Genomic DNA, 21,919 nt, shown 5'->3' with positions numbered 1-21,919 from the left:
CAACCGCCAATTTTATAATGACAAGTTTTTGACAGGTGCCAAAAAGGAGTGCGCTTACACTCCTTTCTAGCCTCTATAAATAGAATCATTCTGATTAGTTTTCAGAAGATAGCTCATGAAGCTCAGTCGGAATAGCATCCCAAGCTTCCTTAATGACACGTAAAATATCTGTTGCGTCATCAATTGCTTGTACATCATTATTAATATTTGCATCAGAGATTTTTTGCAGCATAAAGTCATAAAGCGAACTCAAATTACTGGCAACGTCCCCTTCTGCCTCCATATTCAGGCTGCTATTGAGTCCAGCCACAATGCTTACAGCTTTGCCTAAACTCACACCTTTAAGCTCTAGGTTATTCTGCTCAATGGCATAACGTCCTTGCGCTAAACGCTCTAGCGCGCCAGAGAACATCATTTGAATCACTTTATGCGGTGAAGCGACTGCAATACTGCTATCAAGAGAAACCTTACGATATGATTGAAGCGAACCTCTCATAAAAACCTACCTATTTGAATCTATTGTTTTATATAAATTAGTTTGCCGTTTACCTTTACGCATTCCACGTAACAAGGCTTCGCGATCAGCTAATACTTTTTTGGCTCGATGTTCAAATTCTGTCGTCTTATCTGCCTGTGCTTGCAGGTAGATCCGATCTTCAAATTGACTATCGGTCACTAGCTGACCAATCAAAATTTGACGCGCACTAATCATATCCTGCAATTTAGATACCAGAGTGTCGCTTTCGTCATTTTCAAATTGAATTTTTTCGAGATTATCGAGCAGTTCTGTCATTGCACAATCAACTGTCGCTAGTTGCTCAACAATATCAGCTGTGGGGATAAGAGGTGTATTCATAGGATGTTCACTTCAATCATTTCTCGTCATGACGACTGGCTTTAATGGTAGTTTTAAACTTGGCACATTCTTGAGTGTGGCGAACCACCTTCATCCAATAAGCAACCGGCAACGTCGCCTTTGCCACTTCTGTTAAGACATATTATTGGCTTGCATAAACGGCAACAACTAAATCATCTGATAACTGTTAACTCACTGCTACTTTTGCGGTACTACACCAGGAAGTGAAGCTAACCGGCTTGATAAATCAGCAGATTGTGCACTTAAATTAGCTACAATTAGATCCATAGCATTAAACTGTTTTAGTAATCTAGCCTCGTAAGATGCCATTTTACGGTCGAGTTGTTCACGGCTTTCGGTAATACGGGTAATTTGGTTATCTAAGGTCTCATCTCTGCTATCTATTGTTCCGCCTGTTTGGACATATGTTTCCACTAAACCATCAAGTCTTGCAGCAAGACCTGTATCCTCAGCGCTAAACATATCTTTGATTTGCGTCATATCATTCTCAAGTGCATCTTTGAGAATGCTATCGTCGATTTCTAAAGTTCCCGTCTGAGTGGTTTTTACACCTATATTGGCCAGCATAGTTGCACCGTCTTCAGAATCGTAACTGCTAGACAAAACGCCGCGCAGCTGACTCTGAATACTGCGGATCATAGAGTCGCCCTGCAAAATTCCGGCAGTCTTAGTTTCGGCATCATACCCAGAAAGGTTCGATACAGTTTCCATTAACGCATTGTATGATTCGACAAAACTCTCAACACTACTTTTAACCGTTCCAGTATCGGCTGACACAGTGAGTGTTGAACTTTTAGAAATATCGCTATCTTTCAGTGTCAGACTTACACCACTAATAACATCCTCGACAGTATTACTGCCAGATGTCACTTTTAGTCCATCAACATATAAGATCGCATCCTTTGCAGCACTGAGTTCAGTCATTGCAAAAGTATCAACCAATCCTGTACCGCCGTCGGTATCTGTAGCCGAAACCGTGATCTCGTTTGATGTGCCGGTAGAATTTGAACTCATTACCAACTGTGGGCCACTATCGCCATTAATAATGGTTGCGGTCACACCAACATTATCTTCTGCATCGTTGATTTTTTGCATAACAGTTTCAAGGCTGTCGCCCGCGGCTACATCAACGGTAAAATCGCTACCATCAATAGCTACAGTCACGGAACCCTCACCTATAGCAGCGGTTGCATCTGCAACGGGGATAGAGCCAAGTTTTTGACTCTCTGCAAGCTGCTCAACTTCTACTTTATAACTGCCAGCTACAGCATTGGCACCTGCTGTAGCACTGAAGTAGTCACTATTTGAAATTTTAACTTTACGAGCAATAAAAGTATCTGGATCGGTAAGTTTTTCAAGACTATCTTGAAATTCTGTCATTGCACTTTTCAAAGCACCAATTCCTGAGATCTGGGCATTTAGCTTTCCCTCGTCAGCATCAAACTTTGCAACTTTAGGTGCTCTTTCAGCCCCAACAAGTGCAGATACAATGCCGTTGATGTCCATTCCTGAACCGATACCGACTGATGTTAACCCCATGACAACCTCAATGCTTAAATGCTTAAATGCTTAAATGCTTAAATGCTTAAAAATTTAATATGGTAAACCTATATACACCGAGTTTACGTTACTGACTAACTATACTTCTGTAGACATCAATAGACCATCCATTTCAGCCATTTTCTCATGCAATTTAATGGCCAACTCTAACGCTTCTTCGTTAGGGATCTGTCTAATGAGTTCGCCAGTGTCTATATCTAGCACACTCACTACCTGGGTCCCTAATGAATCATCAACTTTGAATGTCAGCCCCTTGCGCAACATCGCCATCATATCAGAAAGCTTTGCTGTAACCTCTTCCATCTCCTCAGGGGATTCTGTCAGCTGTTCCTCCGCTAACTCTTCTTGACCTTGCTCTTCAACTGATTGCTTTTGCACATTTACCGTATTAGCTGCGGGCAACTTATTAACAGTTTCGGTGCTAGCTAACACATTGCTAGCATCTGTTTTCGCATTGATATCAGGGCTCAGAGCTTTAGGTGTATCAATAGCTGCCGGTATAACAGAACTGTTGGTTGCATTAAGTTCCATTTTCACCACTCCTGTTTTTATTATTAATAATAGAATTTGCCGCTATTATGAATCTAAGGGATCTAACTTAAGGAAATGAGCGTTTACAATCTCATTAAGACTTCCCCAAAGTTCGCTATCAAATGAATACAACAAAGGGAGAACCGCTACCGGCTCTCCCTTTAATCAATTAGCTAAATAATATCAGCTCTTGTATCAACATAAGGCCAAACCTTATTCTGTAGCCTAAGGCTTACAGCAGTGACAATGCAGCCTGTGGAAGCTGGTTAGCCTGTGCAAGCATTGCAGAAGATGTTTGCGATAGAATTTGCTGCTTAGTTAACTCAGCAGTTTCTTTGGCAAAATCTACATCTTGAATACGGCTACGTGCATCAGACACGTTAGTTTGTACATTGTTCAAGTTGTTGATGGTGAAGTTCATACGGTTTTGTACCGCACCCAAGTCAGCTCGGTTGCTATCGATGCTAGCGATTGCAGAGTCAATAACCGCTAAAGCGTCTTGCGCACCTTGCTCGTCACCGATGTCTATATCACGTACTGTTGATAGGCTAGAAGCTGTACCAGCTCCTGTAATCGCACCAGTTGTACCAGTAACAGTAAATGCATCTGTTGATGAGAACTCAAGCTCAGAGTTAACGACTACACCACCAGCATCTACAGTATCAGCAGTACCTGCAACACCATTAGTTACTGTCGCCATAGTCATAGTACCGCCAGCTGGACCAACGGCCTTAACACCCGCAACATCGTCAGCAGTAATGCTTAACTTACCAGTGCCTGAATCGAAGCTCGCTGAGTGACCATCTTTACCAATCGCTGTAGCAAGCTCTTCCATGCTACCGTTAAATTTACTTAAATCGTAAGAGTCTGTACCAATTTCAAGCGTACCTGTATCTGCTGCTGTCATACCTGCAATTTCAACAGAAGCTTTAGTCGAAACCGTCACGCCAGTTCCTAGGTCATTTAACGCTTGAGCTGCTGCTTTTGCGTCCATACCTGAAATATCAGTTGCAACTGAAGTACCAGCTGGTCCACTTAAAACAACATCGCTTGCACCTGTACCTGTACCGTAAGCAGTGCCTGCCGCTGCAGCTGCGCCAAATACAGTGCCTGCGCCTGTTTTCTGATCTTGACCAATCGCATTAGCTGAAACGTCGCTAAGTGACAAAGAAATAGTTTGATTCGCTTCTGAACCCACTTGGAAGTTTTGAGTACCGTAACTACCATCTAGTAGTTTCTGACCACCAAATGATGTTTGGTCAGCAATACGGGTCAATTCAGTTTGTAGAGAAGAAATCTCTTTTTGCATTGCGCCGCGATCTTCCGCAGAGTTTGAACCGTTAGCTGATTGCAAAGAAAGGTCACGCATACGTTGAAGAATATTTGTAGACTCTTGCATTGCACCTTCAGCTGTTTGCGCAATTGAGATACCATCGTTAGCGTTACGCATTGCAACACCGATACCGTTGATTTGGCTAGTCATACGGTTAGAAATTTGTAGACCCGCTGCATCGTCTTTTGCACTGTTAATACGTAGACCAGATGCTAAACGCTCCATTGAGGTTTTTTGATTGCTTCCAGCGCTGTTTAGGTTATTTTGCGCTTTCATCGAGGTGACGTTAGTGTTTACTGAAATAGCCATTATTAATTCCCTCTTACCTTGCTTTAGACTGTACTAATTAACAGTACTTATATTAGTGCCTGTCTTTCTAAAGCCAGGCGAATCATGTTGGTTACAGTATATTTAACGGCACGATCTTTTTAAGCTTTAGTATTTATTTTTCAATTTCGCAAAATAAATTTTAAAACTCAACAAATCAATAACTTAACCCACGCCACCTATTAACTAGATATGCTCGAAATACGAAAGCAACCAAAACAAACTCAATAGGTTAAACCTAGAAAAGCGCCTGTCGGCCTGAGCCGTATTTGAAAAGTGGGACAAAGGTTGACAACGATGACTCATATATTAAAGAGTTAGAAGCGATAGGGAATAGAAACAGTTGAGAGGCACTGGCAGTTCGAGAACATTAACAATCAAAGTAAGGCTTATATAAAATAAAAAAGCTTCGATATTACTACCGAAGCTCTATATAACGTCAATTTAAACACGCTGCAGCCACTCTAAGCTACCAACTGCTTATCTTAACCCAGTAATGAAAGCGCCGCTTGTGGCAACTGGTTGGCCTGTGCAAGCATTGCAGAAGAGGTTTGCGACAGAATTTGCTGCTTAGTTAGCTCAGCAGTCTCTTTTGCAAAATCAACATCTTGAATACGGCTACGTGCATCTGACACGTTAGACTGTACATTACTTAAGTTATTGATAGTAAAGTTCATACGATTTTGAACCGCACCTAAGTCAGCTCGATTGCTATCGATGCTTGCAATAGCCGAGTCTATAACGGTTATCGCGTCTTGTGCACCTTGCTCGTCAGTAATATCAATATCGCGCACAGTAGATAAAGCAGATGCTGAACCTGCTCCGGTAATAGCGCCACTAGTACCCGTTACAGTAAATGCGTCTGTAGATGCGAACTTAAGCTCAGCATTAACAACAACGCCACCCGCATCAACCGTATCAGCAACACCAGCGGTACCGTTAGTGACAGTAGCAATTGTCATTGTGCCACCAGCTGGGCCAACCGCTTTAATACCAGCAACATCGTCAGCAGAAACACTTAATTTACCTGTACCCGCGTCAAAGCTTGCTGAGTGACCGTCTTTACCAATAGCCGTAGCAAGATCTTCCATGCTGCCATTGAATTTGCTTAAGTCGTAGGTATCGGTACCAATTTCAAGAGTACCATTGTCGGCCGCTGTCATACCTGCAATCTCAACGGTTGTCTTTGTCGAAACATCAACCCCTGTACCCAGTGCATTTAGCGCTTCAGAAGCGGCTTTTGCGTCCATAGCTGAAATATCGGTAGCTACAGATGTTCCTGTTGGGCCGCTAAGAATAATATCGGTCGCTCCCGTAGCAACCCCATATGTTGTACCAGCTGCTGCAGCTGCACCAAATACTGTGCCGGCACCCGTTTTTTGGTTTTGGCCAATCGCGTTTGATGACACATCATTTAGCGACAAAGAGATGGTTTGGTTTGCTTCAGAACCCACCTGGAAGTTTTGAGTGCCGTAACTACCATCAAGTAGTTTTTGTCCACCAAATGAAGTCGTATCTGCAATACGTGTCAGTTCTGTTTGTAATGATGACATCTCTTTTTGCATCGCGCCACGGTCCTCTACTGAGTTTGAACCGTTAGCTGATTGCAGGGATAAATCACGCATGCGCTGCAAGATGTTAGTTGACTCTTGCATCGCACCTTCTGCGGTTTGTGCAATAGATATACCGTCATTGGCGTTACGCATAGCAACACCAATACCATTAATTTGGCTGGTCATACGGTTAGAGATCTGCAGACCCGCAGCATCATCTTTGGCGCTGTTAATACGCAAACCTGACGATAAGCGCTCCATTGATGTTTGCTGACTTGAACTCGCCTTGTTCATGTTGCTTTGGGCTTTCATTGATGTGACATTAGTATTAACGCTAATAGCCATGGTGTAATCCTCTTCTTAGTTGGTTTGCCAAGATTGGTTACTTGGCTAAAATTGTTAATATTTCAATTATCAAACTGAATCTGTATCACCATTGCCGCTGTTCTTGGCAAAGTGTTTTTTATTTGACTTGTCTACCGTGCAATAAACATCATTAACTTAATGAATATTAACAAACACTTAACCGTCAAATTTTTATCTTTCTAGTTGTAGCTAAACATTTCAGGTTTATTAATGCTTTTTTTGTGCCAACATTTAGATTAAATCAAAATTATTTAATCTTTTATTTACCTATTACTTACAAGTCATATCGCTTAGCGCGTTATGAAAGGTCAGCTTTTATAAATAATCAAAAAGCGACATAGAGCCAACCTTACTAAATACGCTAGATACCGCATTAAGCGACATCTGCTGCTTTTCAAATTCAGTTATCGCTTCGGCGTAATCTAAATCTTCCAGTAGTGACAGTGCAGACTGGTTGACCAACTGTTCCTCTTTATGCGTGCTGGTATAGTTTTCTAGACTCTTTAAACTATTACCTGCCACACTGCGGCTGGTTGCCATCTGCTCTTGACCGCTACTTACGTTATTCAATAACTGTGCCATTTCCGCTTGCCCTTGCGGAGAATTCAATTTACCACCGTCTTCAAGCAACGCTATTGCGCTATTTAAGGTATCGAATATGTTTGAATTTTGCTCAGGAGCTAACTCAAAGGTATCACCCACTTCAGGTGTACCTTTCAGCTGTAATTCAATGCCATCTACCGTTAGAGGTTGAGTCGCATCAAAATTTGGAATTGTGGTTACCGTGCCAGCAGAATCTGTCACATTAACATCAAGCCCACCCGCCCCATTATCAACGAAGTCAAAGGTATAGTTGCCCGCAACAGGTAAAGTGGGGTCGGTTATCTTTGCGCTTTCGACGCTAAAGCTACCTTGTTGGGTTGACGAATAATTGACGCTGTAATCGCCAATCGCATTGGCAGCATTCATAAAGACGCTGTCGCCTGGAATATTACTGCCTACTGTAACGCCTGATGCTACAACCGAATCCCTTATGCCGGAGTCGCCGCTGTAGACCACCTTGCCATTGTTATCAAAAGCAAAGGATTCCGAGTTAGTTTTAAAACCGCCAAACAGGCTATTACCGGATTCATCTTTGCTGTTGGCAATAGATAGCAGCTCTTCTAAACTGCCGCGCATCTCATCGGCAATAGTTTGCCGATCGGCATCACTGAGTGTGCCGTTTACTGAACGCAGCATCTGTTCACGCATGCTCTCAACCACATTTTCAGCATTACCAATTTTACTTTCGCTAATGGCCAAACGATTTGAAGCGTAATCGATATTCTTTATAAACTGATCAACCACAGCGCCTTGTTGCTTAAGGTTATCAATACCGATTGCAGCAACGGGATCATCCCCAGCAGTACTGACCTTTTTCCCTGTGGCTAACTGCTCCATGATTTTGCTAGTCGCAGACTGGCTTTTCATCACGTTAGTCGTAGTTTGGTTAAACATTTGCGCCGTTGAGATTCTCATGCTGTTTTCCTTTCTCTACTCTTTAATGCCGGATTAGCGTAGTGAGCTAAACAAGGTATTAAATATTTCCGTCGCGGTAGTCATGATCCGCGCCGACGCTTGATAAGACTGTTGAAAGCGCATCAAATTTGCTGCTTCTTCATCGAGATTAACACCCGATACACTTTGCACTCGGGTATAAGCTTGATTGTAAATAGCACCTGCAGAGCCCACTGCAATTTCAGCTGACTTTGTTTTGCCGCCAATATCGAGTTTGGTATTTTCAAATACGTCAGTCAGAGTTGTACTGCCACCATTCATTATTTTACTTTCGCTGAGCTTGGCCATATTCACTAAGTTACTGTTGTCACCTTCTGCAAATGACAAGTCAAAAGTAAATTGCTCTTTGGTGGTTGCGGTGGAATCTACTTCAAAAGTGAAACCGTTAGCAGTTATGCTTGGCGGTGTATAGGGCGCTGCAGGCCCTAGCGATGTGCCCTGTGCATCGAACACTTCAAAGGTTGGCGGAAGTGCTGATGGGTCTATTTCGAAAGTTAACTCTGAACCTGTAGTTGGAAAGCCTGCTGCATTTCGATTGTCTATGCTGACAAGATTGATACTGGTGTTACCGGAGTTTGCCGCGTCCGCGGTAACTTTTGGCGCTGCAGCGGCAATGCCTTTGCCATCAGTCATGGTGACAGATAATGCAGTTGCTGCACTTGAAGTTGGACGGATCTCAAATTTATCGCCTGAAGCCATCGCACCACTATCAATACTTATACTAAATCCGTTAGCACCTTCTAATGTCGTACCATTTAGTGTTAGTGGGGTAACGTTTCCGCTTTGGGCATCTTTTAGCTCATAGGTCGATGGTGCGGTAAAGCTTAATTCATAACTATTTCCAGTAAGCGCACCAACATCGTCAATATTGACGGCTAGATTGGCATTACCAGTATTGGTTGATAATGCGCCAACTCGACCTAATTGCATTGAAGGATCATTAATATCGGTAAAGATATTACTGCCCACTTGCCCATTAAGATCAAAACCTTGGGCTTGCGCTTGATTAAATGCATCTGCAATGCCTAAAGCAAACTGGCCGAGTTCAAGCTGCGCCGGCATTAAGGTATCGTCTCTGTAATTAACAAGAGCACCGAGTTGACCGCCTATTTTTGATCCGTCGACCACTAAGCTCTTACTTCCTGATGAAGCCGTTATTTGCAATTCATTGGCATGTGGATCGCCAGGTTTAGTGCCAACTTGCATTGATAGTTCGCCGGAGACCAACATGATTGATCCTCCGAGCATGACGCTTTTAGCGCCCGAGTCGAGTGGAACCACATTAACTTCAGCATATTCGCTTAGTTCTAGAATCAACGCATCTTGCTTATCCAGCAACTGCATATCCTGACCCTGAGACTTCATTAGCTCACGGTTGATATTGCCAAGCTCATTACTGATCTCATTGATTCTATCGGTGACAGCAGAGATCTGGTCATTAGTTTGGTTCATCTGACCATCTAGATGCTGCTGCATTTGGTTGACATTATTTGCCAACTGGTTGGCATTGGTCAGCAGTGAATCTCGCAAGCCTAAATCATCAGGAATATCAGATAAGCTATTTATGCCTGCAAAAAATTCGTTCAACGATGCAGGTACCGCAGAGCCTATTTGTGAAAATAGTTGATCGAGTTCTGACATCTTGCTGTAGCTAGTTTGTGCTTCGCTGGCAGCAGTGGTGCCTATACGTAACTCTCTCGCTGCGTAGTCGTTATAGACTCGTTTAACGTCTGATACATAAGTGCCCGCGCCATAAAAATTGTTACCCAATCGCTGAGATTCTAAGCTCGATTGCGACGCAACCTGACGGTTGTAGCCTTCGGTATTAGCATTAGCAATATTATTACTGGTAATAGCCAGTTGCGATTGTGACGCTAGCACTCCGGTGCGAGCAATACTAAGCAAGTCCATTGACATTAGTAACGACTCCCCATTACAAGTGGCTCTGCATTTTGATTAATCATTTTGTCGCCCCTTGTAAAACATCTTTAAAATCTCGTGTGATTGTTTTCATAACCTGCATGACTTTATCGGCATACTTTGGGTCAGTGGCGTAACCCGCATCTTGCAGAGACTGCACAAATGCAGCAGGGTTAGCCGCTTTTTTCATAGCGTCTTGGTAGCGTTCGCTATTAGAGACAAATGATACAAAGTCATTAAAGCTCTGCCCGATATCTTCATAGACGCGAAAATCTGCTTTCTGCTTAACCGCTACGCCCTGTTCATACTCCAGCGTGCTGACTTGTGCTTTATCACCTTGCCAACGGTTATCAGCTTTAATATTGAATAGATTATTGCTTTGCTGACCGCCCGCACCTTTCACCATCTTTTGGCCCCAACCAGTTTCTAGTGCCGATTGCGCGATGAGCACTTCAGGGGTGGTTCCCAGCTCTTGCGCCGCTTTTTCAGCGTGTGGGTAAAGACGGCTAACAAATTCGTCTTGACTGGTAAAATCAGCTTGAGATTTATCAGCGGTTAATGCCGCCGACGGCAAGACTTTGCCACTTAATAAAGCATCTAAGGTTTGTGGTGCCACGGCTGTATTTGCGGTTGAGTTAGTCAAAGTTTCAACGGGCGCAGCACTCATACTTCTTGTGGCCGGCATTTGCAGCGCATGTGGGTTATCAAGCGTAAAAGCATTTGATTTAGCTGAGCTGTTACTGTCGCCTCTTAATACGGACGCTGGCGTCATTGGGCTATTTGCAGGGTCGAGTTGTTGCACCATTAAATCAGCTAAACCCAGCATGCCTTCACCAGACAGGTTGAGCGACATCTGTTGATCGTGCATCTGCTCGTAAAACTTCGTGTATTGGCTGTTCATTGGGCTGTCGGATTCGAACACAGCGTTAGCATCTCGCATACTGGTCATCAGCATCTGTACGAAAATACCTTCAAACTGTTGTGCCACTTCTTTTAGTGCACTGTTCTCGCCATTCCGGGCTTTGGATCTGAGTGAGTCCAACCCTCCCAGATCCAAAAATTGCGATGCATTCGACAGCTTATCCATGACTACTTCCCACTAAAACCGACAATTTTTAGATTATTATCAGTTCTCCATGCAAAGCCCCTGCCATCTTTAATGCTTCCAGTATTGCTAGCACATCTGATGGCGCAGCTCCTACTAGGTTAACTGCCCGTACTAGCTCGTCTAGCGTGGTGCCAGGATTAAACATAAACATGCGACTATCATCTTCAGCGACATCAATAGTGCTATCGGTAGTGACGACGGTTTGACCACCTGCAAACGGATTGGGCTGCGAAACCTGCGTAGCCTCAGCAATTGTTACCGTTAGACCACCGTGGGTAACAGCAGCTGGCAATAATTTGACGTCTTGACCAACAACAATGGTGCCAGTGCGTGAGTTAACAATCACCTTTGCCGATTCAGCGGCAGGTTCAACTTCAATGTTTTCCAGGGTTGCGAGAAAAGAGACCCGTTGTGAAACATCACGGGGAGCGCTCACTTGCACTGATGCGGCATCAAGTGGTCGCGCCATCCCAGGACCTAATAGGTCATTAATCGCATCTGATAATCTTTTTGCCGTTGAAAAATCAGCCCGACGTAAATTGAAAGTCAGATAGTCACCGGTTGAAAATGGCGTCGCTACCGTGCGCTCAATAATGGCACCATTTGGAATACGACCTACCGTTGGGGTATTTTGAATGACTTTAGAGCCATCTTGCCCTTCTGCGCTAAAACCACTCACCACCATGCTGCCTTGAGCAATCGCATAAACATTGCCGTCAACACCTTTAAGGAAAGTTTGTAGCAGCATGCCGCCACGTAAGCTCTTAGCCTCGCCTAAACTTGAAACCGAGACGTCTAATGTTTGCCCTGGCTTGATAAACGGCGGCATATTAGCGCTAACAGCAACCACAGCCACGTTCTTAATTTTAGGTCTGAAGTTATCGGGCAAGTTAATACCAAAGTTCTTCAACATCGTTTTAAAGGTTTGTTCGGTATAACGGGTTTTCTCACCCGTTCCCGGTAAGCCAACCACTAAACCATAACCTATCAATTGGTTACTTCGCACCCCTTGAACATTGGCAATGTCCTTGATGCGCTGTGCATGTACTGGCGATGCAATCACTAAAATTACACACAGTAATGCCAGTTTAAGTTTCATCATGAAAAGTCCTTAGCTCAGTTAACTCGCTTAAAATTGCTCAACAGCTGCCCTACTCGGCGGTGAAGTACTACAGTCCGCCCAGTACGTTAATACTTATTGTTATAAAATCTAAAACGGCCACCAGCTACCCATAAAGAATGAGCTTAGCCAACCGACTTTTTGAACTTCTGCAAAGGTTCCAGTGCCACTATATTGAATACGTGCATTAGCAACACGAGGAGAGTCAATGGTGTTATCTGGGCGAATATCTTGTGCACGCACAATACCGGTAATACGCACAAATTCGTCACCGTTGTTGATACTTATCCATTTCTCGCCGCGAATAACCAAGTTGCCATTATTGAGCACCTGCATCACGTTGGCAGAGATACTGCCCGACAAGCTATTGCTTTGGTCGGCGTCAGACTCGCGCTTGGTGTTCATGCTGTCTTTGTAGCGCAGGTCGATAGGGTTACCACCAATAGTGACATTTCCACCACCAGCATAAATGGGGTCAAGTGAGAGGTCGGTGCCTTTTTTAATTTCGTTATTGGCGCTCTTTTTCGCTTGAGTCGATTCCATCAACATAACAGTAATAATATCGCCTACTTTCAAGGCTTTAATATCTGAATAAAGGCTAGAGGCTTGGCTGTCTTGATACATTGAACCTGTCGCTGCTATTTTCGTTGGTGGCGCTTCTGGGTAAACAGGCGCGTAATAAGGATCGTCTGCAATTGGCTTTTCATTGGTTGAACTACAACCTGAAAGCGCAGCAATAACGAGTAAAATCCAATAACGATTCATAAATAGTCTCTTTATATTACGGGCAAATCGAATGCCAAAACCTGTGAAAACATGCGAATACTGCACTAATGCTATAAATTCTGATTCACGTACGACAGCATCTGATCGACTGCTGAAATAACCTTTGAATTCATCTCGTAAATGCGTTGGCTTTCAATCAAGTTAACCAGCTCTTCGGTTACATTCACATTGGAGGTTTCAAGTGCCCCTTGGCGAATTGCGCCCATGCCGTCAAGTGATGCAGTGCCTTGTATAGGCGTGCCACTGGCGCCCGTTTCCATATAGAGGTTTTGCCCCATAGGATCCAGACCCGCTGGGTTAATAAAGTCTGACATCGCTAGCTGTCCAACCACTTGGTTTTCAGCATTACCAGGGGTTTTAACCGAGACTTCTCCCTCTGCTGAAACGGTAATGCTAGTGGCATCATCTGGAATAGTGATGGCTGGTTGCACTACATAGCCAGAACCTGGGGTCACAATTTGGCCGGTATCATCGAGGCTAAACTGACCCGTACGTGTATATGCCGCGGTGCCATCTGGCATTTGCACTTCAAAAAAGCCGGGGCCTTCAACCATCAAATCAAGCGAGTTGTCAGTGGTTAGCATGTTGCCTTGAGTAAAGACTTTTTGCGTTGCGACCACTTGAGTACCCGCGCCAATATTCAAACCATTTGGCAGCTTGGTATTTGATGCACTCACCCCACCCGCTTGGTTAACGTTTTGATAGAGGAGATCTTCAAATACCGCACGGCTCTTTTTAAAGCCAACTGTACTGGCGTTAGCAACATTATTCGAAATAACAGAAATATCAGTCTGCTGAGCGTCTAAACCAGTCTTACTTATCCATAAAGCGGGATGCATATTAAATCTCCTAGCTAATGCGCATTAATGAAGCAGATGCTTTATCTGTTTCTTCAGCTGTTTTCATCATTTTGACTTGCATCTCAAACTGACGTTGTATGTCAATCATCGATACCATCTCGTGTACAGCATTGACGTTACTGCCTTCAACGGCCCCACTCAGTAGACCAACGGAAAGGTCAGCTGGTGCGGGTTCACCCGACATTTGACGAAACAGTCCATCTTTGCCGCGCATTAAGTTTTCATTACCAGGGTTGACCAATTTAATACGGCCAACCTCTTCAATTACCTCAGCGGTTGCCCCTGTTGGACGAACAGAGATAATGCCATCTTGAGATATTTCAATTTTTTCGATTGGCAGTGGCAACACAATAGGTCCATTGTCACCCATTAATGGGGTACCTTTATCGTTACGCAATACGCCAGTGGTATCAAAACTTAAACTACCTGAACGGGTATAAGCTTCACCGCCATCATCGGCTTGCACCGCAATCCAACCATCGCCCTTTACGGCAATATCTAAATCTCGACCAGTGGTCTTTATCGGACCATTGGTAAAATCTGCTGACGGAGTCTCTGTCATAGCAAATACACGTGTTGGCAGTCCTTCACCAAAGGCTTGCATTGAACGCGCTTGTGCGAGATCAGCTTTAAATCCATCAGTGTTTGCGTTTGCCAAATTGTTGGCGCTAATGGCCAACGAATTCATATTCTGCTTTGCGCCGCTCATAGCGACATAGAGTAACTTGTCCACGTAATGCTCCGTCAAACTTCCGTCTAACGTATTAATTAGCAAGCATCGTGCCAGAAATCTAATTTACAAATTAAGTATAGAAAGAAGAGTTTACGAATAGAGTAGTGAACTATGATAAGAGAGAGGAAACACGTTGCCGCTGCGGCAACGTGTTTTAGTAAAGTCTGCGAATAGATTAACGGATCTGCAATACCGTTTGTTGCAAGGTATTGTTTACTTCCAATGTACGAGAGTTAGCTTGGAAGTTACGCTGCGCCGAAATCAAATCAACAAGTTCAGTGGTTAAGTCTACGTTTGATTGCTCAAGTGCCGATGAACGAATACTACCGAAGGTACCACTGTTAGCTTCACCCGCTAATGCCGGGCCCGAATCAAGGCTGGCTTTCCATGAGGTGTTACCTGCCTGTGATAAACCTTGTTCATTAGCAAAACGTACCAATGCTACGCGCGCTAATGGCACGGTTGAACCGTTACTATAACTGGCGTTAATCAGGCCATCTGCGCCCACTTCAACGTTAGTTAATCGCCCGACGGTAGTACCATCTTGGGTCAATTCAGTCACTTCAAAAGGTGAGGCATATTGCGTCGGATTATTAAAGTTCAAGGTCAAGGTTTGCGAACCGTCAGCGCCAGGGCCGAGTACATTGGCGCCGCCTACCCCTAGTTGCTCAGTCTGAATAACGGCTGGGTTACTGCCAGTGTATGCACCCGTATCATTAAATGAAACTGCAGCACCTTTCCAACCGCCAGCAGTTTCAGCATTTTTGGTGCCATCGACCAAACCATCACCACTCGTATCAACATCATAGGTTCCGGCTGCAGGGTCAACATTAACTTTCTTACCATCAACAGCGTAGAACGCTACCCAGTTACTCTCACCAGTATGCGCAGCATTAGGAGGACGAACAAAGTAAGTCGTCATCACATGCGGCTCACCAAGCGAGTCGTACATGGTTACTGATGTTGAGTTATTGAATGTATCTGGGTCATCGGGATCGAAATTAGCTGGGTCAAAGGTTTTATCGCCCGCATTAAGGTTCATCTGCAAACCAATATTATCCGTTTTAACCGGACTGCCTGCAGTATCAGGAATTTGTACTGGTTGAGTGGTTGTCAAACTGACAGAGGTTGAGTTGCCATCTTTATCAACCGGGAAGGTTTGTAGGAAATTACCTGCCGAATCGACCATATAATTGTTCGAGTCAAACTTGAATGCGCCAGCACGGGTAAATGAGTGGTCTTGAGAACCGACTTCAGAAGAGGTCACAAAGAAGCCACCACCGTTAATCGCCATATCAAGCGAGTTATTGGTAAACTGTAAACTACCTTGATGGAACTGCTGCGCCACTTGGCTGGTTGCCACGCCACCACCAACGGTTGTTTTGCTGTTAGCGAAAATAGAGCTGGCGTAAACATCGGCAAATTCAGCGCGAGACTCTTTAAAGCCAGTAGTGTTTACGTTAGCGATATTGTTTGCCGTTGTATTTAGATCTTTTTGCGCAGACGATATACCGCTCAAAGCAATGTTAAATGACATAGTTCACCTCAATCCTTGTTCAATTCGTTTTAGCAGAGGCAGTACTTGCCGCTACTATTAATATCTGTCGGACGTTTACGATTCTGATACCGCTAATACATCACTGATTTTAATGCCACCCACGCCACGTAAATTCAAAATAGCACCGGTTGCTGCAGTACCTAATGAAACGCTGGTCACATGTGCGTAGGTTGAAACGGGGAGCTCTTCACTCTTACCGTCAACGTTACCCGTCACTTTAAGGGTATAGCTGCCTTCAGCCACCGGTTCACCATTTTTGCCCATGCCGTCCCAAGTAATATCGACGTTACCGCCTGCACTACCATCAACGGAAAAAGTAGAAATAAGCTGGCCAGTTTCATCTTCAACGCGAACCGTTAAGTCCTTAATCGTTTCCGGGGTACTGACAATCGCTTTTATGTTGGGCTCATCGGCAGACACATAACCTGTATCCGATGGAATTAACACTTTCTGACCCACAAGGCCTGACGCCTGCAGCGCTTGGCTCGAGGTTGTTAATGCATTGAGGTTAACAATCTCTTCATTAAGTTTGCTGATCCCATCAACGGTTGAAAACGATGCCATCTGCTGGATCATTTGGTCATTATCGACCGGTTTAAAGGGATCTTGCATCGACAACTGTTGACTCAATAACGAGAAGAAATCTTCTTGAGATAGCTCCTGACTATTAGGCTCAGGTATTGAGTTTTCTGCCGGCAAACGAAGGCTATCTAAAAACGGGTTACCGGTTGTAGATGTCTGCTCTGTCGACGCACTAGCTTGTGTCGTCGCTTGCGATGCTTGTGGCGTAACGGCTCCTGCCTGTTGCGGCTGAGCGGTTGCCGATTGCGTGTTATTGAGCGGATTAATCAGGCTCAAAATTTACCTCCAGCTTTCACTGAGTTACTTGCCAATTCTAAGAGTTTGCTGAAGCATCGATTTCGCTGCATCAGTGACTTGTACATTCATTTGATAGGAGCGAGAGGCTGAGATCATGTTTGCCATCTCCTCCATCACGTTAACGTTGGGCTTATAGATAAAGCCGTCAGTGTCTGCCATTGGATGGCCGGGAGAAAATTCTTTATTTAAGGGTAAGTCACTTTCAACAATACCTTTAACCGCCACGGACTGTGATGCACTTTGATGCTGTTGTGCTTTGCTCATTTCGGCTTCAAAAATAGGATGACGTGCGCGGTAAGTCTCGCCAGCACTGCTCGATACGGCATCGGCATTAGCAATATTACTGGCTGTGGTATTGAGTCTGACTGATTGCGCAGACATACCTGAACCTGCGACGTTAAATATATTAAATAAACTCATAATTAATCGCCTCTAATCGCTTTTTTCATACCTGAGAACTTACCGTCAAGAAAACCGAGGGACATCTGATACTCAAGTGCATTTTGCATGAATGCAGATTGCTCTTGTTGGATATCAACGGTATTGCCATCACCCGTATCGGGTTGATTAGGTACACGGTAAGCGACGTTTTGCTGAGTTAACGCTGCCATATCAAAATGTTTACCATCGCTCTTAGCCATTGCTAAGCCCGATTGACGTGACTGCGCAGAATTCATCGCTTTGGCAAAATCCACATCACGTGCTTTATAGTTTGGTGTGTCGGCATTGGCAATATTTGAAGATAGGACCTCTGCACGTTGGGAGCGTACGCCCAAAGTGTATTGATGAACTCCTAATGCTTTATCAAAACTAATCGCCATAAAATTGCCTCCTCAGCTCAGTGTCTGAAATAAAGCAATTGGTGTGCCAAAATAGTTAAAACAAGTAAAAATAGAGGTATATCTAGGATGCAGCGATGTCAAAAGGAAGATTTTACAAGATAAGAGGGTGTCAAAATTGCGTTAAACGCCGTTGAAACACCCTAAATACGATAACTTAACTGCGCTTTTGGTAATAGATCCCTGGATTACAGCGGATCATGTCAAACTCTTCAGATAACCCAGCAATAGACTCCGAGGCGCCTAAGAAGAGAATACCATTTGGGTTCAATGCGGCAGCAAATTGCCGCAGTATTTTCCGCTTTGCCTCTGGCGAAAAGTAGATCAGCACATTGCGGCAAAAAATGATGTCAAACTTGCCGAGTAAAGTATAACTTTCAAGCAAGTTGTGCGCTCTAAAGTTAACCAACTGCTTTACATTATTCTTAATCGCCATGTTGCCTGAAGGCAAAGTATCAAAGAACTGACGCTTCCTTTCCTCTGACAAGCCTCGCCCCAACGCTAAGTTATCATATTCCGCTTTTTTACAGCGTTCTAACATGGATGGAGACAGATCTGTCGCAAGAATGCTTGCACCGCTAGGCAATTTGCCAGGGCGACGTTGCTGATGCTCTAGAATGGTCATACTTAACGAGTACGGCTCCTGCCCTGAGGAACATGCCGCCGACCAAATTTTTATAGGCCGACCCAGTCGACTGTAGTTTGGCAGTAAAGTATTTGCTAATAACTCAAAGGGGTAACGGTCGCGAAACCATAAGGTTTCATTGGTGGTCATCGCATCAATCACTTCAGTACGAAGTTGACGCTCAGTCGGTTTCATCGAATGCTTTACCACATCCGACAAAGAGGGCAAATTATATTTGCCCATTAGTGGTGCCAATCGGCTACGCACTAAATATTGCTTGTTCTCTCCAAGCACAATACCGCTATGCTGCTCTAGAAATAGCCTGAATTGATGGTACTCGTTTTCAGCAAGTGATTTATTCGGCACTCTAGTATCCTAAATATCTATAAAACAAAGCCGCACAGTAGCTGCAGCTTAACAACAATCGCAGGTTTATACATTAGCCCCCAAGGAAACACAAGCAGGAGTTGGCTCCCTTGGGGCTACGAAACGTTGTAATAGTGCGGATTATAAGCTTAAGTGCTTGTTTACAGCCGCTGCTAGCTCATCTGGATTAAATTTCGCGATAAAATCATTGGCGCCTACTTTCTGAACCATCGCTTGGTTGAACACGCCACTAAGCGAGGTATGCAGCACGACTTTGATGTTTCTCAATTTAGGGTCATCACGTATTTCAGCCGTCAATGTGTAACCATCCATCTCTGGCATCTCAATATCTGAAATGATCAACGGGATCTCTGTTGAAACATCATCTAACTCTGCCGCTATTTCACGTAACTTATCTAATGCCTCTTTACCATCTTTAGCGGTATCGATTTGCAAGTCTAACGAGCTTAACGCACGAATGATCTGCTTACGGGCAACCGATGAATCATCTATCACCATGATGTGATGGTGCAGATCTCTATCAATGGTCAGCTTATCATCAAGCTCTTTACTGATATTGGTATTAACGGGTGAGATTTCGTCCAAGATCTTCTCAACATCTAAGATCTCTACTAATTCATTTTCTATCTCGGTGACTGCTGTGAGGTAAGAACCGCGGCCAGCGCCTTGAGGTGGCGGCATAATGGCTTCCCAGTTCATATTGATAATACGCTCAACAGAACTCACTAAGAAGCCTTGTACACTGCGGTTGTACTCAGAGATGATAATGAAACAGTTTTCGATGTTCTCAATTGGGCGACCACCTGTGGCTGCGCTTAAATCGATCACTGAAATTGTCATACCACGTACATGAGCAATGCCACGTACGTTTGAATTGAGCCTAGGTAAACTGGTTAACGGAGGGCATTGCAGCACCTCTTTTACCTTAAATACGTTAATGCCGAATCGTTGACGCCCATTAAGTTTAAATAACAACAACTCTAGTCGGTTCTGCCCAACCAATTGCGTTCGCTTATTTACTGATTCAAGAATGTTCGACATGAAAATTTGCCTTGTACTTATTTTTATCGATTAAATCTAAAAGATTCAATTTAGTTGAGTGACCACTTATTACGTTGATTTAGCGCATCGATGCTGCCGATACTGATCAATATAATTAACACCTACATTTAGGCATGCTACTTGCTTAGCTTGTATTATCTGATTTTAGCGTTGCGATTTTAGTCAACTTTATGACACCCGACGATTTAATGAGTTCGCTACAGAAATTCTAAAATAACACGACTTAGGTGCATTCTAGCGAATCAAGCTGGTGTATTCATTATGAAAATAATTTTTTGGCTCTTTTTAACCGTATTATTTGTACCCATCGCCGCTATTGCAAATACAGATCAACTTGCTAGCGTACCTTCTATATCGACCATTTCACGATTAGCTATAGCCGCAGTTGAAGAAAAAATCGAAGCCCCTGATAAAGCTAAGATAAATATCACTCCTCAGAGCCTCGATAGTCGTGTCAGCTTACCGAGCTGCTACTTGCCGATTAAAGCTGAAATTGCCAGTGACCGAGCTATCAGGCGTAACAACACGATAAAGATCAGTTGCGATAGTCCAGATTTAAGTTACCCGTGGCAAATATTTTTATCGGTGAGGGTTGATATTCTCTATCCGGTGGTCGTGGCTAAATCTACCTTAGGTCCAGGCGACCTGCTATCAAGCAGTGATGTCGAAATCGATTATGTAGAGCAAACCACACTGCGCGGTCAACAATTTGACCAAATAGATCAAGTGGTAGGTGCACGATTGAAGCGTCGTGTCGCGCCCCAGCAACCTATTTTCAATAATCACCTTTGCATTGTTTGTAAAGGAGATACTGTTTCTATATTCGCCCGCTCAGAAAATTTTGAAATTAAGACCGTTGGCGAAGCCCTACACGATGGGAATCTGGGCGATAAAATCCGTATCAAAAACACTCATTCGCAAAAAACATTGAATGCAAAAGTCACCGCTGTTGGCCAAGTTGAAGTAAGAATGTAAAATAAGCCTAAAGTTAATAGTTATCGCGCCGATAGCATGTGTAAGAAAGTCTCTTTATTCAATGTTGGATACCAAAATGGCTATGGATATTAAACAAGTAAATAGCGCGGCAACATCGCGTATAAACAGCAGTAACGCGGGCAAAGGCTCTGCAGCACAAAGTGCGCCAGCCGCCCCAGCACAAACTGCAGCAGCACAAAAAGCCGACTCTGTGTCAATTACGCCACAGGCTCAACAATTGCAAAATGTACAGACAAAGATGGCTGATATGCCTGATATAGACCAAAAGAAAGTGGACGAAATTAAAGCGGCTATTGCTGAAGGTCGTTACAAAATCGATCCAGATAAGCTTGCAACTAATATCGCAAACTTTGAGAGTGATCTCAGCGATTTAAACTAAATGTCGCCGTTAAACGCGGATTAAGGCAAAACAGATAAGGCCATTATGACTAATTTATCTCATCTTTTAAGCTCACAACATACCGTGTTGACTGAGCTTAAAGCCGTTATCAGTCAAGAAAAGCAAGCACTGCAATCGCAAGATGCAGACAACTTGTTAGCGCTTGCGAGCACAAAAGCAACCTTACTTGATAACTTAAAACATAACGATGAGATGATAGCCGTACAGCCTGATAAAAGTATATTAGAGACCGATGCCACTTTATCTCAGCAAGTTAGCCAAGCAAAGGAGTTGCTCGCTGAGTGCCAACAACTCAACGCTGAGAACGAGTCTTTAATCGAATTGAGCTTAGCCAGCTTAAATCGCTTTTCTCAAGCACTGCAGGTCAGTCGAAATTCTACCAGCCTCACCTATGATGGCAAAGGCCGCACCTCAAGTATCTCCAGCTTAGGTAATAATTTAAAAGCTTAAACACCTAAAGTATCAAAAGAAAAAGCGAAGCTAAGTGCTTCGCTTTTTTGGGTTCTAGGCTCGAGTATTAGCGGTGCTAGGTGCTAGGTGCT

At 43.8% G+C, this 21,919-nt stretch carries 22 protein-coding genes; 3 read left to right on the top strand and 19 right to left on the bottom strand.

Features of this window, described 5'->3' with window-relative positions:
* Nucleotides 1–94 precede the first annotated feature (94 nt).
* The 19 genes from fliS to AB4135_RS14730 all read right to left on the bottom strand — a co-directional run bounded on the left by fliS (nucleotide 95) and on the right by AB4135_RS14730 (nucleotide 19,960).
* The gene (fliS, locus tag AB4135_RS14820) at nucleotides 95–496 is read right to left on the bottom strand and encodes a flagellar export chaperone FliS (RefSeq protein WP_371994071.1); all 402 of its coding nucleotides are present in this window, start codon (nucleotides 494–496) and stop codon (nucleotides 95–97) included.
* Nucleotides 497–502: 6 nt separating this feature from the next.
* Nucleotides 503–856 carry a flagella biosynthesis chaperone for FliD, FliT gene (locus AB4135_RS14815; protein WP_371994070.1) on the bottom strand — a complete coding sequence of 118 codons (354 nt, stop codon included), beginning with the start codon at nucleotides 854–856 and terminating at the stop codon, nucleotides 503–505.
* Nucleotides 857–1,054: 198 nt separating this feature from the next.
* On the bottom strand, nucleotides 1,055–2,416 hold the full coding sequence (gene fliD / locus AB4135_RS14810) for a flagellar filament capping protein FliD (RefSeq protein WP_371994068.1): 1,362 nt from the start codon (nucleotides 2,414–2,416) through the stop codon (nucleotides 1,055–1,057).
* Between the two features lie 99 nt (nucleotides 2,417–2,515).
* Entirely contained in the window at nucleotides 2,516–2,968 is a 453-nt protein-coding gene (locus AB4135_RS14805) for a flagellar protein FlaG (RefSeq protein WP_371994066.1), read from the bottom strand.
* A 232-nt stretch (nucleotides 2,969–3,200) separates the two neighbouring features.
* A complete protein-coding gene (locus AB4135_RS14800; RefSeq protein ID WP_371994064.1) occupies nucleotides 3,201–4,610 on the bottom strand; it encodes a flagellin in 1,410 nt (469 codons plus the stop codon).
* Nucleotides 4,611–5,113: 503 nt separating this feature from the next.
* Nucleotides 5,114–6,526 (bottom strand): flagellin, encoded by a 1,413-nt coding sequence (locus tag AB4135_RS14795; protein ID WP_371994063.1) that lies wholly within the window; start codon nucleotides 6,524–6,526, stop codon nucleotides 5,114–5,116.
* A gap of 336 nt (nucleotides 6,527–6,862) precedes the next feature.
* Nucleotides 6,863–8,065: a flagellar hook-associated protein FlgL gene (gene flgL / locus AB4135_RS14790; protein WP_371994061.1), complete on the bottom strand. Its 1,203-nt coding sequence runs from the start codon at nucleotides 8,063–8,065 to the stop codon at nucleotides 6,863–6,865.
* Nucleotides 8,066–8,098: 33 nt separating this feature from the next.
* A complete protein-coding gene (flgK, locus tag AB4135_RS14785) occupies nucleotides 8,099–10,021 on the bottom strand; it encodes a flagellar hook-associated protein FlgK (protein WP_371994060.1) in 1,923 nt (640 codons plus the stop codon).
* 43 nt (nucleotides 10,022–10,064) lie between these two features.
* A complete protein-coding gene (flgJ, locus tag AB4135_RS14780; protein WP_371994058.1) occupies nucleotides 10,065–11,111 on the bottom strand; it encodes a flagellar assembly peptidoglycan hydrolase FlgJ in 1,047 nt (348 codons plus the stop codon).
* Nucleotides 11,112–11,139: 28 nt separating this feature from the next.
* Nucleotides 11,140–12,231, bottom strand: coding sequence for a flagellar basal body P-ring protein FlgI (locus AB4135_RS14775; RefSeq protein ID WP_371994114.1), 1,092 nt, complete (start codon nucleotides 12,229–12,231; stop codon nucleotides 11,140–11,142).
* Nucleotides 12,232–12,342: 111 nt separating this feature from the next.
* Entirely contained in the window at nucleotides 12,343–13,017 is a 675-nt protein-coding gene (gene flgH / locus AB4135_RS14770) for a flagellar basal body L-ring protein FlgH (RefSeq protein WP_248974153.1), read from the bottom strand.
* Nucleotides 13,018–13,088: 71 nt separating this feature from the next.
* Nucleotides 13,089–13,877, bottom strand: coding sequence for a flagellar basal-body rod protein FlgG (flgG, locus tag AB4135_RS14765; RefSeq protein WP_020911666.1), 789 nt, complete (start codon nucleotides 13,875–13,877; stop codon nucleotides 13,089–13,091).
* Between the two features lie 10 nt (nucleotides 13,878–13,887).
* Nucleotides 13,888–14,631, bottom strand: a complete 744-nt coding sequence (gene flgF, locus AB4135_RS14760; RefSeq protein WP_371994055.1) for a flagellar basal-body rod protein FlgF — start codon at nucleotides 14,629–14,631, stop codon at nucleotides 13,888–13,890.
* 175 nt (nucleotides 14,632–14,806) lie between these two features.
* A complete protein-coding gene (gene flgE / locus AB4135_RS14755; protein ID WP_371994054.1) occupies nucleotides 14,807–16,168 on the bottom strand; it encodes a flagellar hook protein FlgE in 1,362 nt (453 codons plus the stop codon).
* Nucleotides 16,169–16,243: 75 nt separating this feature from the next.
* The gene (gene flgD, locus AB4135_RS14750; protein WP_371994052.1) at nucleotides 16,244–17,047 is read right to left on the bottom strand and encodes a flagellar hook assembly protein FlgD; all 804 of its coding nucleotides are present in this window, start codon (nucleotides 17,045–17,047) and stop codon (nucleotides 16,244–16,246) included.
* A gap of 24 nt (nucleotides 17,048–17,071) precedes the next feature.
* A complete protein-coding gene (flgC, locus tag AB4135_RS14745) occupies nucleotides 17,072–17,488 on the bottom strand; it encodes a flagellar basal body rod protein FlgC (protein WP_020911662.1) in 417 nt (138 codons plus the stop codon).
* 2 nt (nucleotides 17,489–17,490) lie between these two features.
* Nucleotides 17,491–17,889: a flagellar basal body rod protein FlgB gene (gene flgB, locus AB4135_RS14740; protein WP_020911661.1), complete on the bottom strand. Its 399-nt coding sequence runs from the start codon at nucleotides 17,887–17,889 to the stop codon at nucleotides 17,491–17,493.
* A 175-nt stretch (nucleotides 17,890–18,064) separates the two neighbouring features.
* Nucleotides 18,065–18,898 carry a protein-glutamate O-methyltransferase CheR gene (locus tag AB4135_RS14735; RefSeq protein WP_371994049.1) on the bottom strand — a complete coding sequence of 278 codons (834 nt, stop codon included), beginning with the start codon at nucleotides 18,896–18,898 and terminating at the stop codon, nucleotides 18,065–18,067.
* Between the two features lie 141 nt (nucleotides 18,899–19,039).
* Nucleotides 19,040–19,960 (bottom strand): chemotaxis protein CheV, encoded by a 921-nt coding sequence (locus tag AB4135_RS14730; RefSeq protein ID WP_371994047.1) that lies wholly within the window; start codon nucleotides 19,958–19,960, stop codon nucleotides 19,040–19,042.
* A 282-nt stretch (nucleotides 19,961–20,242) separates the two neighbouring features.
* Between AB4135_RS14730 and flgA the strand changes: the two genes are divergently transcribed.
* The 3 genes from flgA (at nucleotide 20,243) to AB4135_RS14715 (ending at nucleotide 21,827) form a co-directional block, all read left to right on the top strand.
* A complete protein-coding gene (gene flgA / locus AB4135_RS14725) occupies nucleotides 20,243–20,956 on the top strand; it encodes a flagellar basal body P-ring formation chaperone FlgA (RefSeq protein ID WP_371994046.1) in 714 nt (237 codons plus the stop codon).
* 76 nt (nucleotides 20,957–21,032) lie between these two features.
* Nucleotides 21,033–21,356, top strand: a complete 324-nt coding sequence (flgM, locus tag AB4135_RS14720) for a flagellar biosynthesis anti-sigma factor FlgM (protein WP_371994044.1) — start codon at nucleotides 21,033–21,035, stop codon at nucleotides 21,354–21,356.
* A 45-nt stretch (nucleotides 21,357–21,401) separates the two neighbouring features.
* Nucleotides 21,402–21,827: a flagella synthesis protein FlgN gene (locus tag AB4135_RS14715; RefSeq protein ID WP_371994042.1), complete on the top strand. Its 426-nt coding sequence runs from the start codon at nucleotides 21,402–21,404 to the stop codon at nucleotides 21,825–21,827.
* Nucleotides 21,828–21,919 lie beyond the last annotated feature (92 nt).

This window comes from Shewanella sp. 10N.286.54.B9, from assembly GCF_041468565.1.
Taxonomy (GTDB): domain Bacteria; phylum Pseudomonadota; class Gammaproteobacteria; order Enterobacterales; family Shewanellaceae; genus Shewanella.
The sequence above is the reverse complement of the archived record's forward strand: the minus strand, read 5'-3'. Positions and strand labels throughout refer to the sequence as shown.

Bases quoted from the DNA above. Each gene is read 5' to 3' on its own strand.
- flgJ (WP_371994058.1), bottom strand. From the start codon at position 11,111: ATGGATAAGCTGTCGAATGCATCGCAATTTTTGGATCTGGGAGGGTTG.
- flgL (WP_371994061.1), bottom strand. From the start codon at position 8,065: ATGAGAATCTCAACGGCGCAAATGTTTAACCAAACTACGACTAACGTG.
- AB4135_RS14715 (WP_371994042.1), top strand. From the start codon at position 21,402: ATGACTAATTTATCTCATCTTTTAAGCTCACAACATACCGTGTTGACT.
- fliD (WP_371994068.1), bottom strand. From the start codon at position 2,416: ATGGGGTTAACATCAGTCGGTATCGGTTCAGGAATGGACATCAACGGC.
- flgG (WP_020911666.1), bottom strand. From the start codon at position 13,877: ATGCATCCCGCTTTATGGATAAGTAAGACTGGTTTAGACGCTCAGCAG.
- flgE (WP_371994054.1), bottom strand. From the start codon at position 16,168: ATGTCATTTAACATTGCTTTGAGCGGTATATCGTCTGCGCAAAAAGAT.
- flgM (WP_371994044.1), top strand. From the start codon at position 21,033: ATGGCTATGGATATTAAACAAGTAAATAGCGCGGCAACATCGCGTATA.
- flgC (WP_020911662.1), bottom strand. From the start codon at position 17,488: ATGAGTTTATTTAATATATTTAACGTCGCAGGTTCAGGTATGTCTGCG.
- flgH (WP_248974153.1), bottom strand. From the start codon at position 13,017: ATGAATCGTTATTGGATTTTACTCGTTATTGCTGCGCTTTCAGGTTGT.
- AB4135_RS14800 (WP_371994064.1), bottom strand. From the start codon at position 4,610: ATGGCTATTTCAGTAAACACTAACGTCACCTCGATGAAAGCGCAAAAT.
- fliS (WP_371994071.1), bottom strand. From the start codon at position 496: ATGAGAGGTTCGCTTCAATCATATCGTAAGGTTTCTCTTGATAGCAGT.
- flgB (WP_020911661.1), bottom strand. From the start codon at position 17,889: ATGGCGATTAGTTTTGATAAAGCATTAGGAGTTCATCAATACACTTTG.
- flgA (WP_371994046.1), top strand. From the start codon at position 20,243: ATGAAAATAATTTTTTGGCTCTTTTTAACCGTATTATTTGTACCCATC.
- AB4135_RS14815 (WP_371994070.1), bottom strand. From the start codon at position 856: ATGAATACACCTCTTATCCCCACAGCTGATATTGTTGAGCAACTAGCG.
- AB4135_RS14805 (WP_371994066.1), bottom strand. From the start codon at position 2,968: ATGGAACTTAATGCAACCAACAGTTCTGTTATACCGGCAGCTATTGAT.
- AB4135_RS14795 (WP_371994063.1), bottom strand. From the start codon at position 6,526: ATGGCTATTAGCGTTAATACTAATGTCACATCAATGAAAGCCCAAAGC.
- AB4135_RS14775 (WP_371994114.1), bottom strand. From the start codon at position 12,231: ATGAAACTTAAACTGGCATTACTGTGTGTAATTTTAGTGATTGCATCG.
- flgK (WP_371994060.1), bottom strand. From the start codon at position 10,021: ATGTCAATGGACTTGCTTAGTATTGCTCGCACCGGAGTGCTAGCGTCA.
- AB4135_RS14730 (WP_371994047.1), bottom strand. From the start codon at position 19,960: ATGTCGAACATTCTTGAATCAGTAAATAAGCGAACGCAATTGGTTGGG.